This is a genomic window from Acinetobacter haemolyticus (assembly GCF_900406815.1).
GTDB lineage: Bacteria > Pseudomonadota > Gammaproteobacteria > Pseudomonadales > Moraxellaceae > Acinetobacter > Acinetobacter haemolyticus_A.
In genome coordinates this window covers 24,576-39,814 of sequence record NZ_OVCN01000017.1, presented here as the reverse complement: position 1 = coordinate 39,814, position 15,239 = coordinate 24,576, and the positions used below count along the sequence as shown (strand labels likewise).

General features: G+C 41.8%; 17 protein-coding genes. 13 read left to right on the top strand and 4 right to left on the bottom strand.

All coding sequences use genetic code 11. The features are described 5' to 3' along the window. Positions 1-29: 29 nt before the first annotated feature. On the bottom strand, positions 30-950 hold the full coding sequence (locus tag DK207_RS12405; protein ID WP_109441459.1) for a Dyp-type peroxidase: 921 nt from the start codon (positions 948-950) through the stop codon (positions 30-32). A gap of 157 nt (positions 951-1,107) precedes the next feature. On the opposite strand from DK207_RS12405, the gene DK207_RS12400 reads away from it, so the two are divergent. Next, positions 1,108-1,734, top strand: coding sequence for a LysE family transporter (locus DK207_RS12400; protein ID WP_109441458.1), 627 nt, complete (start codon positions 1,108-1,110; stop codon positions 1,732-1,734). Between the two features lie 9 nt (positions 1,735-1,743). Here the strand turns inward: DK207_RS12400 and znuB are convergent, their stop codons facing one another. Genes znuB through DK207_RS12385 form a run of 3 tightly spaced genes read right to left on the bottom strand, consistent with a single transcriptional unit; the run spans position 1,744 to position 3,815 of the window. Further along, on the bottom strand, positions 1,744-2,553 hold the full coding sequence (gene znuB / locus DK207_RS12395) for a zinc ABC transporter permease subunit ZnuB (RefSeq protein WP_109441457.1): 810 nt from the start codon (positions 2,551-2,553) through the stop codon (positions 1,744-1,746). 3 nt (positions 2,554-2,556) lie between these two features. After that, complete coding sequence (znuC, locus tag DK207_RS12390; protein WP_109441456.1) at positions 2,557-3,345, bottom strand: zinc ABC transporter ATP-binding protein ZnuC; 789 nt, start codon at positions 3,343-3,345, stop codon at positions 2,557-2,559. After that, positions 3,318-3,815 (bottom strand): transcriptional repressor, encoded by a 498-nt coding sequence (locus DK207_RS12385; protein WP_109441455.1) that lies wholly within the window; start codon positions 3,813-3,815, stop codon positions 3,318-3,320. Before DK207_RS12385 ends, znuC begins: the two co-directional genes overlap by 28 nt. Positions 3,816-4,084: 269 nt before the next feature. Between DK207_RS12385 and DK207_RS12380 the strand changes: the two genes are divergently transcribed. The 12 genes from DK207_RS12380 to DK207_RS12325 all read left to right on the top strand — a co-directional run bounded on the left by DK207_RS12380 (position 4,085) and on the right by DK207_RS12325 (position 15,222). Continuing rightward, positions 4,085-4,924 carry a metal ABC transporter substrate-binding protein gene (locus DK207_RS12380; protein WP_109441454.1) on the top strand — a complete coding sequence of 280 codons (840 nt, stop codon included), beginning with the start codon at positions 4,085-4,087 and terminating at the stop codon, positions 4,922-4,924. Between the two features lie 170 nt (positions 4,925-5,094). Continuing rightward, positions 5,095-5,493, top strand: coding sequence for an ATP synthase subunit I (locus DK207_RS12375; RefSeq protein ID WP_109441453.1), 399 nt, complete (start codon positions 5,095-5,097; stop codon positions 5,491-5,493). A gap of 99 nt (positions 5,494-5,592) precedes the next feature. Further along, on the top strand, positions 5,593-6,468 hold the full coding sequence (atpB, locus tag DK207_RS12370; protein WP_109441452.1) for a F0F1 ATP synthase subunit A: 876 nt from the start codon (positions 5,593-5,595) through the stop codon (positions 6,466-6,468). An 83-nt stretch (positions 6,469-6,551) separates the two neighbouring features. Then, a complete protein-coding gene (gene atpE, locus DK207_RS12365) occupies positions 6,552-6,797 on the top strand; it encodes a F0F1 ATP synthase subunit C (RefSeq protein ID WP_000424060.1) in 246 nt (81 codons plus the stop codon). 39 nt (positions 6,798-6,836) lie between these two features. Next, positions 6,837-7,307 (top strand): F0F1 ATP synthase subunit B, encoded by a 471-nt coding sequence (locus DK207_RS12360; protein WP_004637483.1) that lies wholly within the window; start codon positions 6,837-6,839, stop codon positions 7,305-7,307. A gap of 11 nt (positions 7,308-7,318) precedes the next feature. Then, positions 7,319-7,855 (top strand): F0F1 ATP synthase subunit delta, encoded by a 537-nt coding sequence (locus DK207_RS12355; protein WP_109441451.1) that lies wholly within the window; start codon positions 7,319-7,321, stop codon positions 7,853-7,855. A 42-nt stretch (positions 7,856-7,897) separates the two neighbouring features. Continuing rightward, positions 7,898-9,442, top strand: coding sequence for a F0F1 ATP synthase subunit alpha (gene atpA, locus DK207_RS12350; RefSeq protein WP_004637486.1), 1,545 nt, complete (start codon positions 7,898-7,900; stop codon positions 9,440-9,442). Positions 9,443-9,519: 77 nt separating this feature from the next. Continuing rightward, complete coding sequence (gene atpG / locus DK207_RS12345; protein WP_109441450.1) at positions 9,520-10,389, top strand: F0F1 ATP synthase subunit gamma; 870 nt, start codon at positions 9,520-9,522, stop codon at positions 10,387-10,389. Positions 10,390-10,419: 30 nt separating this feature from the next. Beyond that, complete coding sequence (gene atpD / locus DK207_RS12340) at positions 10,420-11,814, top strand: F0F1 ATP synthase subunit beta (protein WP_004637488.1); 1,395 nt, start codon at positions 10,420-10,422, stop codon at positions 11,812-11,814. Positions 11,815-11,842: 28 nt separating this feature from the next. Then, positions 11,843-12,262: a F0F1 ATP synthase subunit epsilon gene (locus DK207_RS12335; RefSeq protein ID WP_109441449.1), complete on the top strand. Its 420-nt coding sequence runs from the start codon at positions 11,843-11,845 to the stop codon at positions 12,260-12,262. A 137-nt stretch (positions 12,263-12,399) separates the two neighbouring features. Beyond that, complete coding sequence (locus DK207_RS12330) at positions 12,400-12,879, top strand: DUF2846 domain-containing protein (RefSeq protein WP_109441448.1); 480 nt, start codon at positions 12,400-12,402, stop codon at positions 12,877-12,879. A 189-nt stretch (positions 12,880-13,068) separates the two neighbouring features. Then, a complete protein-coding gene (locus tag DK207_RS12325) occupies positions 13,069-15,222 on the top strand; it encodes a hypothetical protein (RefSeq protein ID WP_109441447.1) in 2,154 nt (717 codons plus the stop codon). Positions 15,223-15,239: the final 17 nt, after the last annotated feature.

Genomic DNA, 15,239 nt, shown 5'->3' with positions numbered 1-15,239 from the left:
TGTAATGAATTGACATAGCATCCTGCCATTCAGGCTTCTACAATTTCAGCTAACAGTTCATCACTAGGTGCGAAATAATATGCACCATCTATCGCAGTGGTGAAGTGTAATAAATGGTCATGGATGCCATCACCAGTCGTACCAAACATGCGTTTGAGCATTTCATCAATGATGTTTAGATTATTGGTATAAGCGACAAAGAACAAACCTTGTTCACCTTTACCATCTCCATAAGGCAAGCTATGACGTAAAATTTCCATTTCTTCGCCTGCGTCATCTTCTACGACGGTGCGAGCAACATGGGCATTTTCAGGTTTAACATCATCATCAAGTTCAATTGACTCAAGTTTAGTCCGCCCCATCACATGCTCTTGTGCATCAACTTTGAGTTGATGCCATTTGGCTAAATCGTGAATATAGCGTTGGGCAAAAATAAAACTGCCGTCAGCAAACACCCCTGCCGAATCAGGGAGTAAGGTTGCTTCTGCACGGTCTTCAGGGAACTGTGGGTTTTCCGTACCATCAATGAAACCAGTCAAATCACGACCATCAAATTGGCGGAAACATGCACGTTCATCAAGAACTTCAACCTTATCTTGTATGCCTGAGAAAAAGGCTTGACTCATTGCAAAGCATAAATCCGCACGAGCGCTGGCAATGTGAATAAATACGTCTGCAGGCACGACAGGCATATTAAATGCGCCGTGTTGAGGATCTAGTTGTTTAAAGTTTGTAGGGACGGTCGAATAAAGTTTTGACCATAGCTCAGGACCAAAAGCAACTGCCGTTTTAATTTGACCACTGGGATGCTGGGTAATCAGGCGATCACGAGTTGAAATTAGAGCATCAATCTGTTGTTTTAATTCGGTAATACTTAAATCTTTTAAGCGCAAAACAATAAAGCGAGCATGATCAGATGGTAGTGGAAGAATGACAGATTGAGCAGTCATTAAAAACTCCTTCATTATTTTTAAAGGCGGAAAAGTGAATTATTGTGCCTGATGTTGGTGGGGCTTAAAAGTTTATTTACTCAGTTTTATCGTCTTACCACTTGTAATCATGGCAAAATAAAGCAATATAATTCCACTTTTATTTTGCTGTGCTGCGATGTCTTTACAAGTCTGGTTTGCGTTTATGTTGGCCTGCTGGGTGATTAGTATTTCACCAGGTGCGGGGGCAATTGTATCCATGTCGAGTGGTTTAAATCATGGGTTTAGGCAAGGATATTGGAATGTAATTGGTTTACAAATTGCACTGCTGCTGCAAATTGTCATTGTTGCGGCGGGCGTCGGAGTATTATTTGCGACAACCCCTTGGGCGTTTCAGGTGGTGAAGTGGTTCGGCGTTGTTTATTTACTTTATTTGGCTTATCAACAGTGGACAGCACCTATTCAAGCAATTGAGATTGAAAAAGAATACGTCTACAAATCTGCTTCTGCTTTGATGTTTAAGGGATTTGTGGTCAATATGAGTAATCCCAAAGCGATTGTGTTTTTATTGGCAGTATTGCCGCAGTTTTTAGATCTGGGACGACCACAATGGTTGCAATATCTGATCATGGCAATCACGATGGTGACGATCGACTTGATTGTGATGGCGGGTTATACAGGATTAGCTTCTAAGGTGCTGAAATTATTACGTTCGCCTAAGCAGCAGAAATATTTAAATCGAAGTTTTGCCATGATGTTTAGTTTTGCTGCATTGCTACTTGGAGCAATCCAGCAATCTAATTAAACCTGTTGATTAGCTGGTTTGTGAATGTGTTTTAAATTTTTGAATCATAAAAATCAAAGCGAAAATCAGTGCCATACACAAGACAATACTCAAGCCTGTCGCGATATTTAATGCTGCACTTGACCATAAACCGATTGTAATGCCCAATTGCGCGAGTACGAATGCCCATAGCACCATTTGCTTGGGTGAGTGAGCGAGAAGGCGAGCACTCAATGCGGGGATGACCAATAACGCCCCCATGAGTAATGAGCCTACAGCACGTAGCGCTAAAACTGTAAACAAGGCAAGAAGCAACATAAAAATTAAGCGTTGCCAATTGGCATTGATCCCTTCACTCATTGCGATATCTGGATCAATCGCAATTTGGATTTGCGCAGACCATGAGCGATATAACACCACCAACGCCATCATAATAACTATCGCAAAAATGGGGAGATCCAACCATTCAATACTCAGCAGATCACCAAACAGATAACTGAGTAATTCTGGTCTTAGACTTGGAACTTGCTGAATTAGCAATAAGCCTGCGCAGAGTAATGTAGCTGAACATAATGCCAGTAAGGCATCATTGGGCAGGCGTGAATCATGTAGCACCCATAAAATCGCAACTAACAATAATGCTAAAAAACCAACCCCTAACCAAAAAGGAAGACTGAGAATTCCTGCGATGGCGACACCAAGTAACGTACCGTGAGCCATGGTATCCGCGAAAAAAGACATTCGGCGCCAGAGCATCAGACAGCCAAGGGGTGCGGTCAAGAACACCAATAATGTCCCCATAATCCATGCGGGTAATAGCAATTGTAACCATTCCATCATGGCTTAGACCTTTGGTTCGGGATGAATATGAGGGCGTGGGTCATGCGCACATGGCTCAGCATGATCACTATGCACACAGTGATTATGATGGTGTTGATAAAACATGCGCTGCGTCCCGAAAATGGCTTGATACTCAGGATGTTGTTGAATGCTTTCAGGTAAACCGCTACAACAAATATGCTTATTTAAACAAACCACACGATGCGTTCCTTGCATCACCCATTGTAAGTCATGCGAAACCATCAGGACTGCACAGCCATAGCGTTCGGGTAAGCTGCGAACGTATTCATACAGCTCTGCTTCGGATTGAATATCTAAACCTTGCATCGGCTCATCTAAAATGAGAATGTCAGGTTGACGCAATAAAGCACGTGCAAGCAAAACGCGTTGGCGTTCCCCACCAGATAGTTGTTGGACTTTAGAGTCTTGTAATTTGGAGATGCCAGTATCGTGGATAATTTCGCGACGAAGATGTTTCTCACAAAACTCTAAATCTAATAAGTCCTGAACACGAAGTGGCAAGCTTGCAGACGGGTTGAATTTTTGTGGGACATAAGCCATTTTCAATTTCTTTGAAAAATGAACCTTGCCTTTATTGGGTGACATGATGCCCAACAGCACTTTAATGAGGGTTGATTTGCCTGCACCATTTGGACCGATAAGCGTGACGATCTCTTTGGCATTTAAGTCAAAATCAACATTTCTCAAAATCTCTCGTTCATCACGTTGAACGGAGATATTCTCCAGCTGAATGAGTGGAGTCGTTAGGGTGCTGTGCTGCACTGATGACATTTCCCAGAAATTTCAATAATACTGTGCTGAGCAGTGAATTGATCTGAAGCAGCCAATTGATCAAGTTGCTGGATCAGCCCCTGAGCAGATGCCTCTTTGACCACGTGACACTCTGTACAGATGAGAAAAGCAGCCTGATGTCCTTCGCGTGGATGACAGCAAGGAATATAGGCATTAATAGAAGTCAGGCGGTGAATTAACCCTTTTTCCAATAAAAAGTCGAGAGTACGGTAAACTGTTGGTGGGGCAGCAGGGCGATCTGCTTGACCTTTTAATTTTGCCAACAAGTCATAAGCACCCATCGGTGCAGATGCATTTAAAATGAGTTCGAGGACTTCTTTGCGTAAAGGTGTGAGTCGTGCACCCGTTGTGGTACACAGATATTCTGCTTCAGCAAGTCGTGCTTTAATATCATGATGACCATGAACACCGTGTAAAGCATTGTCATGTTCATGTGAACAAGAACTCATAAATGGACCTCATTATTAGCCAAGGGTCTATTGATCTTCATCCTTACAATGAAAAGTGGCCAAAGCTTACTGAGCTTAGCGCGCATCTACAAAAAATAGAAAAGTGTAGAATGCTCAACAGACTCTACATCATACCATGCAATTCATTGAGAACTCACTATATAAGTCATACTTGCGATAGAAGCAGCGGCAAATATAGAAAATAGACATAGGCATTTTTGAACTTTTGTTATATTATAACATGCCTTGCCTAGTTGAGTAGTGTTGTAATGTTGCGCCTTGTTTTGTTCGTCACCTTTTCCTTATTAAGCACATGGGGCTGGACGCAAAGCTTAGTCGTGTCAACGCAGCCGATTTATTTGATTGCAAAAGAAGTGACCCAAGGTGTAGAAACACCAATCCTTCTTTTAAGTGATCAAACGGGACATGATGTCCACTTAACGCCTGCACATCGTAAAATCATTCAGGATGCATCTTTGGTGATTTGGTTAGGTAAGGCTCACGAAGCACCATTGGATAAGTTGTTAAGTCAAAATCGAAAAGCCATTTCACTTTTAGATGCGGGTATTCTGACAATCTTGCCACAGCGTAGTTTACGTGGTGCTTCATTGGACAATACAATCGATAGTCATGTTTGGTTAGAACCTAACAATGCGGTTCGAATTGCATTTTTCATCGCAGCTTTACGCTCGCAACAATCTCCAGAAAATAAAGCTAAATACACAGCCAATGCACGAGAGTTTGCACAAAAAATGCGTCAAACTGCGCAACAATATGAAAGTAGCCATAAAGCTAAACCCTATTGGTCATATCATGATGCATATCAATATTTAGAAAGAGCATTGAATTTGAAATTTGCAGGTGCTTTGACTGATGATCCGCACATTGCACCTACAGCTGCCCAAATTAAGTATTTAAATGACAATCGCCCAAAAACACAAATGTGCTTATTGGCTGAAATTTCGGCGAATCAAAATGTCTATCGTAGGTTGAACCCAATCACCTTTGAAACGGTCGACGAAAGCATGAACGGAGAGGACAATTTTATTGCTGCTTGGAGAAAATTGGCTTCAAAAACTGATAAATGTGTGATAAGTGTTCAAAATTGATCAAAAAAATAAAAATGCGTTGACTCTATCGTCAGAAAATATGGTAACGAAAAAAGCAGACTTAGGTCGATAAAAGATTGCATGTTCAGGGGTGTAACTCTATAATGCCAGCGATTCGAAACGATCATGATTAAAACTTGTCAAGCAGTTATGCTGTGAGTGGGTAAAAAATGAGCCGAACTAGTCGCTTGATTGACCGACGATTAGCAAAAGCTTTGGTCTTCTTACAAGCATGTATGATTCCAGTTGCAGCTTTGCTGGCATGGATGATAAATGATAGAACTGCTGCTTTGAGTGCTGCGCTTGGGGCCTCGGTGTGTTGGTTAGCATATTGTTACTTTTCCTGGCAGTCGTTTAGAACGGCAGGTGCTAGAGCTTCAAAACAAGTGATGCTCAACATGTATCGAGGAATGCTCGGTAAGTTTGCGATTGTGATCGTGGGTTTTATTTTGATTTTGAGCAATGTTAAACCGCTGTCACCGGTTGCATTGTTAGGTGGATTTATTCTTGTTCAAGCGATGTCGTGGGTTGCACCATTTTGGGTGTCACGATTGCAACAACGAGAGTAGGGCACATTTTAAGATTTTTGGAGGGTAGAGTGAGATATTTGCAGTCCGCAATATTCATTTTTCCTCTTTTTAATGATTGACATTGACCAGGTGTGATTTATGGCTGCTGAAGAACATGCCCTGACTTCGACCGAGTATATCAAGCATCACTTGACCAATATGACCTATGGCAAAATGCCAGACGGTACATGGAAATTGGCTGAGTCTGCTGAAGAAGCTCAATCGATGGGGTTCACTGCAATTCACTTGGATTCAATGGGTTGGTCTATCGGACTTGGTATTATTTTCTGTTTGTTGTTCTGGATTGTTGCGAAAGCTGCTAACGCAGGTGTTCCAACAAAATTCCAGTCAGCAATCGAGATGATTATCGAGTTTGTGGACTCAAGTGTCCGTGACACCTTTCATGGCAAATCACGTTTAATTGCGCCATTGGCATTGACCATTTTCGTGTGGATTTTCCTCATGAACTTAATGGATTTAATCCCTGTTGACTGGATTCCTTATCTAGCTCAACAAATTGGTGCAAGTGTGTTTGGTATGGACCCACATCATGTTTACTTCAAGATTGTACCGACTACGGATCCGAACATTACCTTAGGTATGTCGTTATCTGTATTCGCCTTGATCTTGTTCTATAGTATTCGTGAAAAGGGTGTAGGTGGTTTTGTTGGCGAATTGGCACTTAACCCATTTAACCCAAGTAATAAATTTGCAAAAGCGTTATTGATTCCAGTGAACCTTATATTGGAGTTAGTAACTTTCCTTGCTCGTCCAGTTTCGTTGGCTCTACGACTGTTCGGTAACATGTATGCAGGTGAGTTAATCTTCATCTTGATCGCGTTATTACCGTTCTGGATCCAGTGGGCGTTATCTGTGCCTTGGGCTATTTTCCACATTCTTGTAATCACGTTGCAAGCATTTATCTTTATGATGCTGACCATCGTTTACTTGAGCATGGCAAGCGAAAAGCATTAATGGTATTGCCTAACTATCAGTTGATGGTTGGGCTTAAATTTTTAGTTTAATTTGGTAATAACCTAACCTCTGAGGAATTTTTCATGGAACTCACTTTAGGTCTAGTTGCAATTGCATCTGCTATCTTGATCGCTTTCGGTGCTTTAGGTACTGCGATTGGTTTTGGTCTTTTGGGTGGTCGCTTTTTAGAAGCTGTTGCTCGTCAACCAGAATTGGCTCCACAACTTCAAACTCGTATGTTCTTAATCGCGGGTCTTCTTGATGCTGTGCCTATGATCGGTGTTGGTATTGGCTTGTTCTTCATCTTCGCTAATCCATTTGTAGGTTAATAGCTTAATTCCTAAATCCACATATTGAGGAATAGCGAAATGAATATCAACCTCACATTGATTGGCCAAGCGATTGCATTTGCGGTTTTCGTCGCATTTTGTATGAAGTTTGTTTGGCCACCACTAATCAATGCGATTAGTGAGCGTCAGCGTAAAATTGCTGATGGCTTAAATGCTGCTGAAAAAGCGAAAGCTGACTTAGCTGATGCGCAAGCACAAGTAAAGGCAGAGATCGATGCAGCAAAAGCACAAGCGGCTCAATTGATCGAACAAGCGAACCGTCGTGCAGCACAATTGGTCGAAGAAGCGCGTACCCAAGCTGCGGCTGAAGGTGAGCGTATTCGTCAACAGGCGAAAGAAACTGTTGATCAGGACATCAATGCTGCTCGCGAAGAATTACGTCAACAAGTTGCTGCTTTGGCAGTTGATGGCGCAGAAAAAATTCTGAACCAACAAGTTGACGCAGAAGCTCATAATGCCATGCTGACTCAGCTGGCTGCTAAACTTTAAGCGAGGGAAATATGGCTGAACTCTTGACGTTGGCACGCCCATACGCTAAAGCAGCATTTGCTTATGCATCTGAGCAGAATGCAACTGACGCTTGGTCAAATGCGTTACAACTGCTCGGTGCTGCGGTGCAAGATGAAGCATTTTCCGCTTATTTAAATCGCCCTGAGCTGACTCCTGCGGAACAAGTAGGTCTTTTTGCGAAGGTTTTAGGTGAAGATCAATCTCAGGCAGTGTCAAATTTTCTGACACTTCTTGCAGATAACGATCGTTTAACATTGTTACCTGAAATCGCAGCAGAATATGAATTACTTAAATCGCAGAACAACAACACCTTGGAAGTAGTGATTGAATCTGCTTTCCCGATGGATGCGAAGCAAGAGCATATTTTAGCTCATGCGCTAGAAAAACGTTTTAACAAAACAGTCCAAATGACTGTGAAAGTTAATCCAGCGTTAATCGCGGGTGTTGTGATTCGTGCAGGCGACCAAGTGATAGATGACTCTGCGCTTAACAAGCTTGAAAAAATGCGGACTCGTCTTCTTGCGTAATAGCAAAAAGACTGAACTTAAAAAAGATTGAGGAATAGCGCAATGCAACAACTGAATCCATCCGAGATCAGTGCGCTCATTAAACAGCGTATCGGCGATCTGGACACCAGCGCGACCGCAAAAAATGAGGGTACCATTGTTATGGTATCTGACGGTATCGTGCGTATTCACGGTCTTGCGGATGCCATGTACGGCGAAATGATCGAATTCGACGGCGGCTTATTCGGTATGGCACTGAACCTAGAACAGGATTCAGTGGGTGCCGTTGTTTTAGGTAACTACCTAAGCCTGCAAGAAGGTCAAAAAGCTCGTTGTACTGGTCGTGTATTAGAAGTTCCAGTAGGTCCTGAACTTCTTGGCCGTGTAGTAGATGCTTTGGGTAACCCAATTGATGGGAAAGGCCCTATTGATGCAAAACTAACTGATGCTGTTGAAAAAGTAGCACCAGGTGTAATTTGGCGTCAGTCAGTAGACGAACCTGTTCAAACTGGTTATAAATCAGTTGATACCATGATCCCTGTAGGTCGTGGTCAGCGTGAGTTGATTATTGGTGACCGTCAAACTGGTAAAACAGCAATGGCGATCGATGCGATCATCGCTCAGAAAAACTCTGGCATTAAGTGTGTATATGTTGCGATTGGTCAAAAACAATCAACAATTGCAAACGTTGTACGCAAGCTAGAAGAAACTGGCGCTATGGCGTATACAACTGTTGTCGCAGCTGCGGCCGCTGATCCTGCAGCAATGCAGTATTTAGCTCCGTACTCTGGTTGTACAATGGGTGAATACTTCCGTGATCGTGGTGAAGATGCGTTAATCATTTATGATGATTTGTCTAAGCAAGCTGTTGCTTACCGTCAAATTTCATTGTTATTACGTCGTCCACCAGGTCGTGAAGCGTATCCAGGTGACGTATTCTATCTTCACTCGCGTCTTCTTGAACGTGCTTCTCGCGTTTCTGCTGACTATGTTGAGAAATTCACGAACGGTGAAGTTAAAGGTCAAACTGGTTCTTTAACTGCATTACCGATCATTGAAACTCAAGCTGGTGACGTATCTGCATTCGTACCAACCAACGTAATTTCGATTACTGACGGTCAGATCTTCCTAGAAACATCATTATTCAACGCAGGTATTCGTCCTGCTGTGAACGCAGGTATCTCGGTATCTCGTGTTGGTGGTTCTGCTCAAACTAAGATCATCAAAAAATTGTCTGGCGGTATCCGTACTGCTTTAGCGCAATACCGTGAATTGGCTGCGTTTGCTCAGTTTGCTTCTGATCTTGATGAAGCGACTCGTAAGCAACTTGAGCATGGTCAACGTGTAACTGAGTTAATGAAGCAAAAACAATATGCTCCTTACTCAATTGCTGACCAAGCTATTTCTGTATATGCATCTAACGAAGGCTACATGGCTGACGTTGAAGTGAAGAAAATCGTAGACTTTGATGCTGCGTTAGTTTCTTACTTCCGCTCTGAACATGCTGCGTTAATGCAACAGATCGATGAAACTGGTGATTACAACAAAGACATCGAAGCTGCAATCAAAGCAGGTATTGAGAGCTTCAAAGCGACTCAAACTTACTAAGTTAAGCTTTAGTTAAGTTTGGTTCACGGATCAACCTTCGAAAGCTCGAAAGAGCTTTCGACTACTAGGTTAAGCGTATGGCAAATTTAAAAGAAATTCGCGCCAAAGTAGCTAGTATCAAGAGCACGCAAAAGATTACTCGCGCGATGCAAATGGTAGCTGCTTCTAAAATGCGTCGTGCGCAAGAGCGCATGGCTCAAGGCCGTCCGTATGCCGATAATATGCGCCGTGTAATTGCTCACTTGGTTCAAGCAAACCCTGAATATAAACACCGTTATATGGTTGAACGCCCAGTTAAGCGTGTTGGCTATATCGTGGTGTCTTCAGATCGTGGTTTGGCAGGTGGCTTGAACATTAACTTGTTCAAGAAAGTTGTGCAGCATGTCAAAGCACAACAAGAGCAGTCAATTGAAGTTGAATTTGCTTTGATTGGTCAAAAAGCGGTTTCGTTTTTTAAGAGTTACGGCGGTAAAGTGCTTGGTGCAACTACCCAGCTTGGTGATTCACCGAGCTTGGAACAGTTGACAGGTTCAGTTCAGGTAATGCTTGATGCATTTGATAAAGGTGAATTAGATCGTATTTACCTCGTATCAAATGGTTTCGTCAATGCGATGACCCAACAACCTAAAGTTGAACAACTTGTTCCTTTAGCACCAGCAGAAGAAGGCGAAGATCTTAACCGTACTTATGGTTGGGATTATATCTACGAACCAGAAGCAGAAGAGCTGTTAAATGGTTTGTTGGTTCGCTATATCGAGTCGATGGTTTATCAAGGTGTGATTGAAAACGTTGCATGTGAGCAATCTGCTCGTATGGTCGCAATGAAAGCAGCGACAGACAACGCAGGACAATTGATTAAAGACCTACAACTCATTTACAACAAGCTGCGTCAAGCCGCGATTACTCAGGAAATTTCCGAGATCGTTGGCGGTGCCGCTGCCGTTTAACATTATTAAGTTTGAATTGAGGAGACAGCAATGAGTAGCGGTCGTATCATTCAGATCATCGGCGCGGTTATCGACGTCGAGTTTGAGCGCAATAGCGTTCCAAAGATCTATGACGCTCTCCAAGTTGACGGTACTGAAACTACATTAGAAGTTCAGCAACAGCTTGGCGATGGTGTTGTTCGTACCATCGCAATGGGTTCTACAGAAGGTCTTAAACGTGGCCTGAATGTAACTAGTACAAATGCACCGATTTCTGTTCCAGTAGGTCCAGCGACGCTTGGTCGTATCATGGACGTTTTGGGTCGCCCGATTGATGAAGCAGGTCCAGTTGCGACTGAAGAGCGTTTGCCGATTCACCGTGAAGCGCCTTCTTATGCAGAACAAGCAGCTTCTACTGATCTTTTAGAAACTGGTATTAAAGTCATTGACTTGCTATGCCCGTTCGCAAAAGGTGGTAAAGTTGGTCTGTTCGGTGGTGCTGGTGTTGGTAAAACCGTTAACATGATGGAGTTGATCAACAACATCGCAAAAGCGCACTCAGGTTTATCTGTATTCGCTGGTGTTGGTGAGCGTACTCGTGAAGGTAACGACTTCTATCACGAAATGAAAGATTCTAACGTTCTTGACAAAGTAGCAATGGTCTACGGTCAGATGAACGAGCCACCTGGTAACCGTTTACGCGTAGCGTTAACTGGTTTGACCATGGCTGAGTATTTCCGTGATCAGAAAGATGAAAACGGTAAAGGTCGTGACGTATTGTTGTTCGTAGACAACATCTACCGTTATACACTTGCGGGTACTGAAGTATCAGCATTGTTAGGCCGTATGCCATCTGCAGTAGGTTACCAACCGACACTTGCAGAGGAAATGGGTGTTCTTCAAGAGCGTATTACGTCTACTAAATCTGGTTCGATCACGTCGATCCAAGCAGTATACGTACCTGCCGATGACTTAACAGATCCATCGCCTGCAACAACGTTTGCTCACTTGGATGCAACAGTTGTATTGAGCCGTGACATCGCTTCACAAGGTATTTACCCTGCGATCGATCCACTTGACTCAACTTCACGTCAGCTAGATCCATTGGTTGTTGGTCAAGAGCATTATGAAATTGCACGTTCTGTACAGAACGTATTGCAACGTTATAAAGAGCTTAAAGACATCATCGCAATCTTGGGTATGGATGAATTGTCTGAAGAAGATAAATTGGTTGTTTACCGTGCGCGTAAAATCCAACGTTTCTTCTCTCAACCATTCCACGTAGCTGAAGTATTTACTGGTGCACCTGGTAAATTAGTACCACTTAAAGAAACGATTCGTGGCTTTAAAGGTCTATTAGCTGGTGAATACGATCACATTCCAGAACAAGCGTTCTATATGGTTGGTGGTATTGACGAAGTGATTGCTAAAGCCGAGAAACTTTAATTAGCAACTCTAATTTAAGGAGATTCTCATGGCGACGATCCAATGTGATGTCGTAAGTGTGAATGAGTCGATTTACTCTGGACAAGTTACGATGTTAATCGCAAAAGGTGCGGGTGGTGAGCTTGGTATTTTACCTGGGCATGCACCACTTGTAACTTTGCTCCAGCCGGGCCCGATTCGTGTTCAGTTGGAAAATGGTACAGAAGAAATCGTTTATGTATCTGGCGGTGTGTTAGAAGTTCAACCTCATGTTGTTACTGTACTTGCAGATACTGCAATCCGTGCGGACAACTTAGATGAAGCAGCAATTTTAGAAGCTCGTAAACAAGCTGAACAATTGCTCGCAAATCAAAAGAGTGATTTGGATTCTGCTGCTGCACTTGCTTCGCTTGCAGAAACTGCGGCACAGCTTGAAACGATTCGTAAAATCAAAAATCGCGCACTTTAATCAGTACCGTTTTTTGATTGAGAAAGCCACCGTAAGGTGGCTTTTTCATTGAAAAATAAATTAAAAACAAAATTTAAATAGTTATCATTTTCATATAGAGTACGGTTTCAATATATAACTTTATGAGAAATATCATAATGAAAATTTTACTTCCCGTTATTCTTGCTCTTACATTTGTTGGTTGTGCTTCAGTACCGCAAGCGACCCCGCAATTGTCTCAACAAGCAAAAAAACTTGATGCACCTACAGAGGGTAAAGCTGCGGTTTATGTATATCGTTCAAATAGTGTGTTGGGTGCAGCACTCAAAAAAGATGTTTGGATTGATGGAGAATGTTTAGGTGAAACTGCACGTGGTACATTTTTCTTAAAAGAGGTGGAGGGCAATCAGAAACATACGATTTCGACTGAATCAGATTTCTCACCAAATCATTTAACACTGAATACTGAGGCAGGAAAACAATATTTTATTCAGCAATATATCAAACCAGGCGTAATCACAGGTGGCGCGAATCTTAAACAAGTAGATTTGGAGACGGGTAAAAAAGCCATTGCTGAATATAAATTTGCTCAGTCTGGAAAATGCAGTAAACAGAGCATTAGTTTAGATAAAAAGTAAATCAGTGATTTTATAAACGATAACAACGATAAACTTAGCTTTTAGCACCTTCAAGATCAATTTTAAGATTGTTTTGAAGGTGCTTTTTTATTATCTCGAAACATAATATGATGAATGCTTAACGATGAATGGATGACATCGTTGTAAGCTATAACGAATGCGTATATTAAATAAAAATTTAGGAAAAGTATGTTAGCCAGTAATGTCTTAAAGTTGCGTTTGGATCGTATTGAACAACAAGGACATCATTTATCTGCCAAAGATCAGATAAAACTCGTGACATTAATGCAACCTGAGTTGACGGCTAATCTTTATACGCAGTTATTTAATCTAACTCTCCCCAAAGTTTGGCATTTTCGACACAATACCGTTGATGAAATTGATTGTTCATTGCGTCTGATTCAGCTCATTAACCGCGTTTTTATTCCTGCTTATCCTCATCATGCCCATCGATATGCTTGGTTTGAGCAAGGGCTTAATTTTAGATTGCAGCATACCCAGCCACCGCTGGAGTTATCTGAACTCACCACAATATTAACTCAGTTAGTCACTTGTAAAGATAGTGATCTAAAACTCAATATTTTGAATCAGTTACAAGAAAAATATAACCACGTATCCGTTACGCTCCCACTCGCTGAATTATATGCTCGTTTAGAGGATTGGTCCGCCGCAATTAAAAATTACCGTAGAGTATTTCAACAACAAGATATTCAGCCTGAAAGTGTGCATTATGATTTTATACGCTGCTTGATGAGTCGAAATGATTATCGGAATGAGCAAGGATTGAGTGATGCAGTTGAGGCTCTGGAACATTTATCCAATCTTGATTATGTTCAACAACCGCATTTACATGAGCAATTAACACAAAAGGCGGTTGCATTGTTATTGCCAGAAAACTTGCAATCTCAGCATCGTGAAATACCGAAACCTTTAATTGATATCCAACAAAAATTAAAATTTGTTGGATATTCTTTGAATCATTGGCTAACAACAGATGAGTTCATCGTCCCTTATTATAAAAATGTGGTAGAGTGTGCACCTAAACTATTAAACAACCATGAAATTGTGGTGAGTTTAGATCGTCATAAAGCAGCAAATACAGCGCTGCAAAAAATCTTAACAGGGCGTGATCTCAAGTTAGTCAATGGGATTAATACGGCCAATCATGGTATGGGATTTATTTGGAACTACTTACAAATTAATCCATTGGTACTTGATGCTTTGGTAACTGCCTCCCATCGTGAGCCCGATGCATTTTATAATTTAAAGCAAATCCCAGCGCCAGATTACCATCATGATGCAGCATTATTACAAGTATCTTCTTATCTTGCTAAACAGCAAGTTGCATATAATCTAAGTCAACAAGGACATTGCATCGAATTTGTAGAGCATACAGATGTTGCAAGTTTTGATTTGATCGTTGATGGCACGCCGATGCAGGTAAAATGTAGCTTAGATGCAGATCGGATAGAGGCATTTGCAAAACATCATCCGCATATCGCGATTATTGTGAATATTGAACTCGCGCATTTACAAGAAAAATACCCTTCAGTTTTTGCTGATTTCGCTTTGAGTTATGCTTCAGTGCAGCGCTCAGCTGTTGCGAGTTTACAGCACTCAGCTGGCAATGAAGAGTTTTTACCGATTCCGTTAATGAATACGGGTTTTGCGGTATATCGCAATTTTAATAAAGCAGGACAACCCTCGATATTACGCATGTATTCACAGGACAAATATTCGAGTTCAATATCTAAAAATGGTTTGGCCGTCGGCGCTGCAATCGGTGGTGTGATTTCGGGTTCAATCGGAGCTTTCCTTGTCGGCGGGTTTGCAATATACCGAACTTGGCGAATACAGAAGACCGAGCAACGTCGACCTGTTCCAGAGAAAGTTGCATTAAAGGCTCAATCTGATTTAGTTATCGATTTATTGATCCGTTTTGCTGAATGGTTTAACCAAAATTTATTAAAATATCGAGTTGATTTATACGCTTTTCAATTGAGACAGATTGAAACGAAGCTGATGGGTAAGATTCCAGAAACTGTCATTTCAACGACTCTGTATGCTTATAAGTTTGAGTCGTATCAACGTGCACTCAGACTCCATCAATGGATACAAAAACAATTGGCCTATGATCATCCTAAACGCAGAGCTCAGGCGGGCTGGGTCGCTTTGGCACAGGCGGATCAATTTATGTCGATTGAATTGAAAAAACGTATGCTACAGCTAAATACTGAACTGCAAAAATATAAGCAAATGTCTCAACATGTGGTTAAGTTACCAGATCTAGAGCAACAAGTTCCCAATGCTGCCAATGAGCCTTATTCAATGCAAGCCATCTAGGATTTAGAAAACACAAA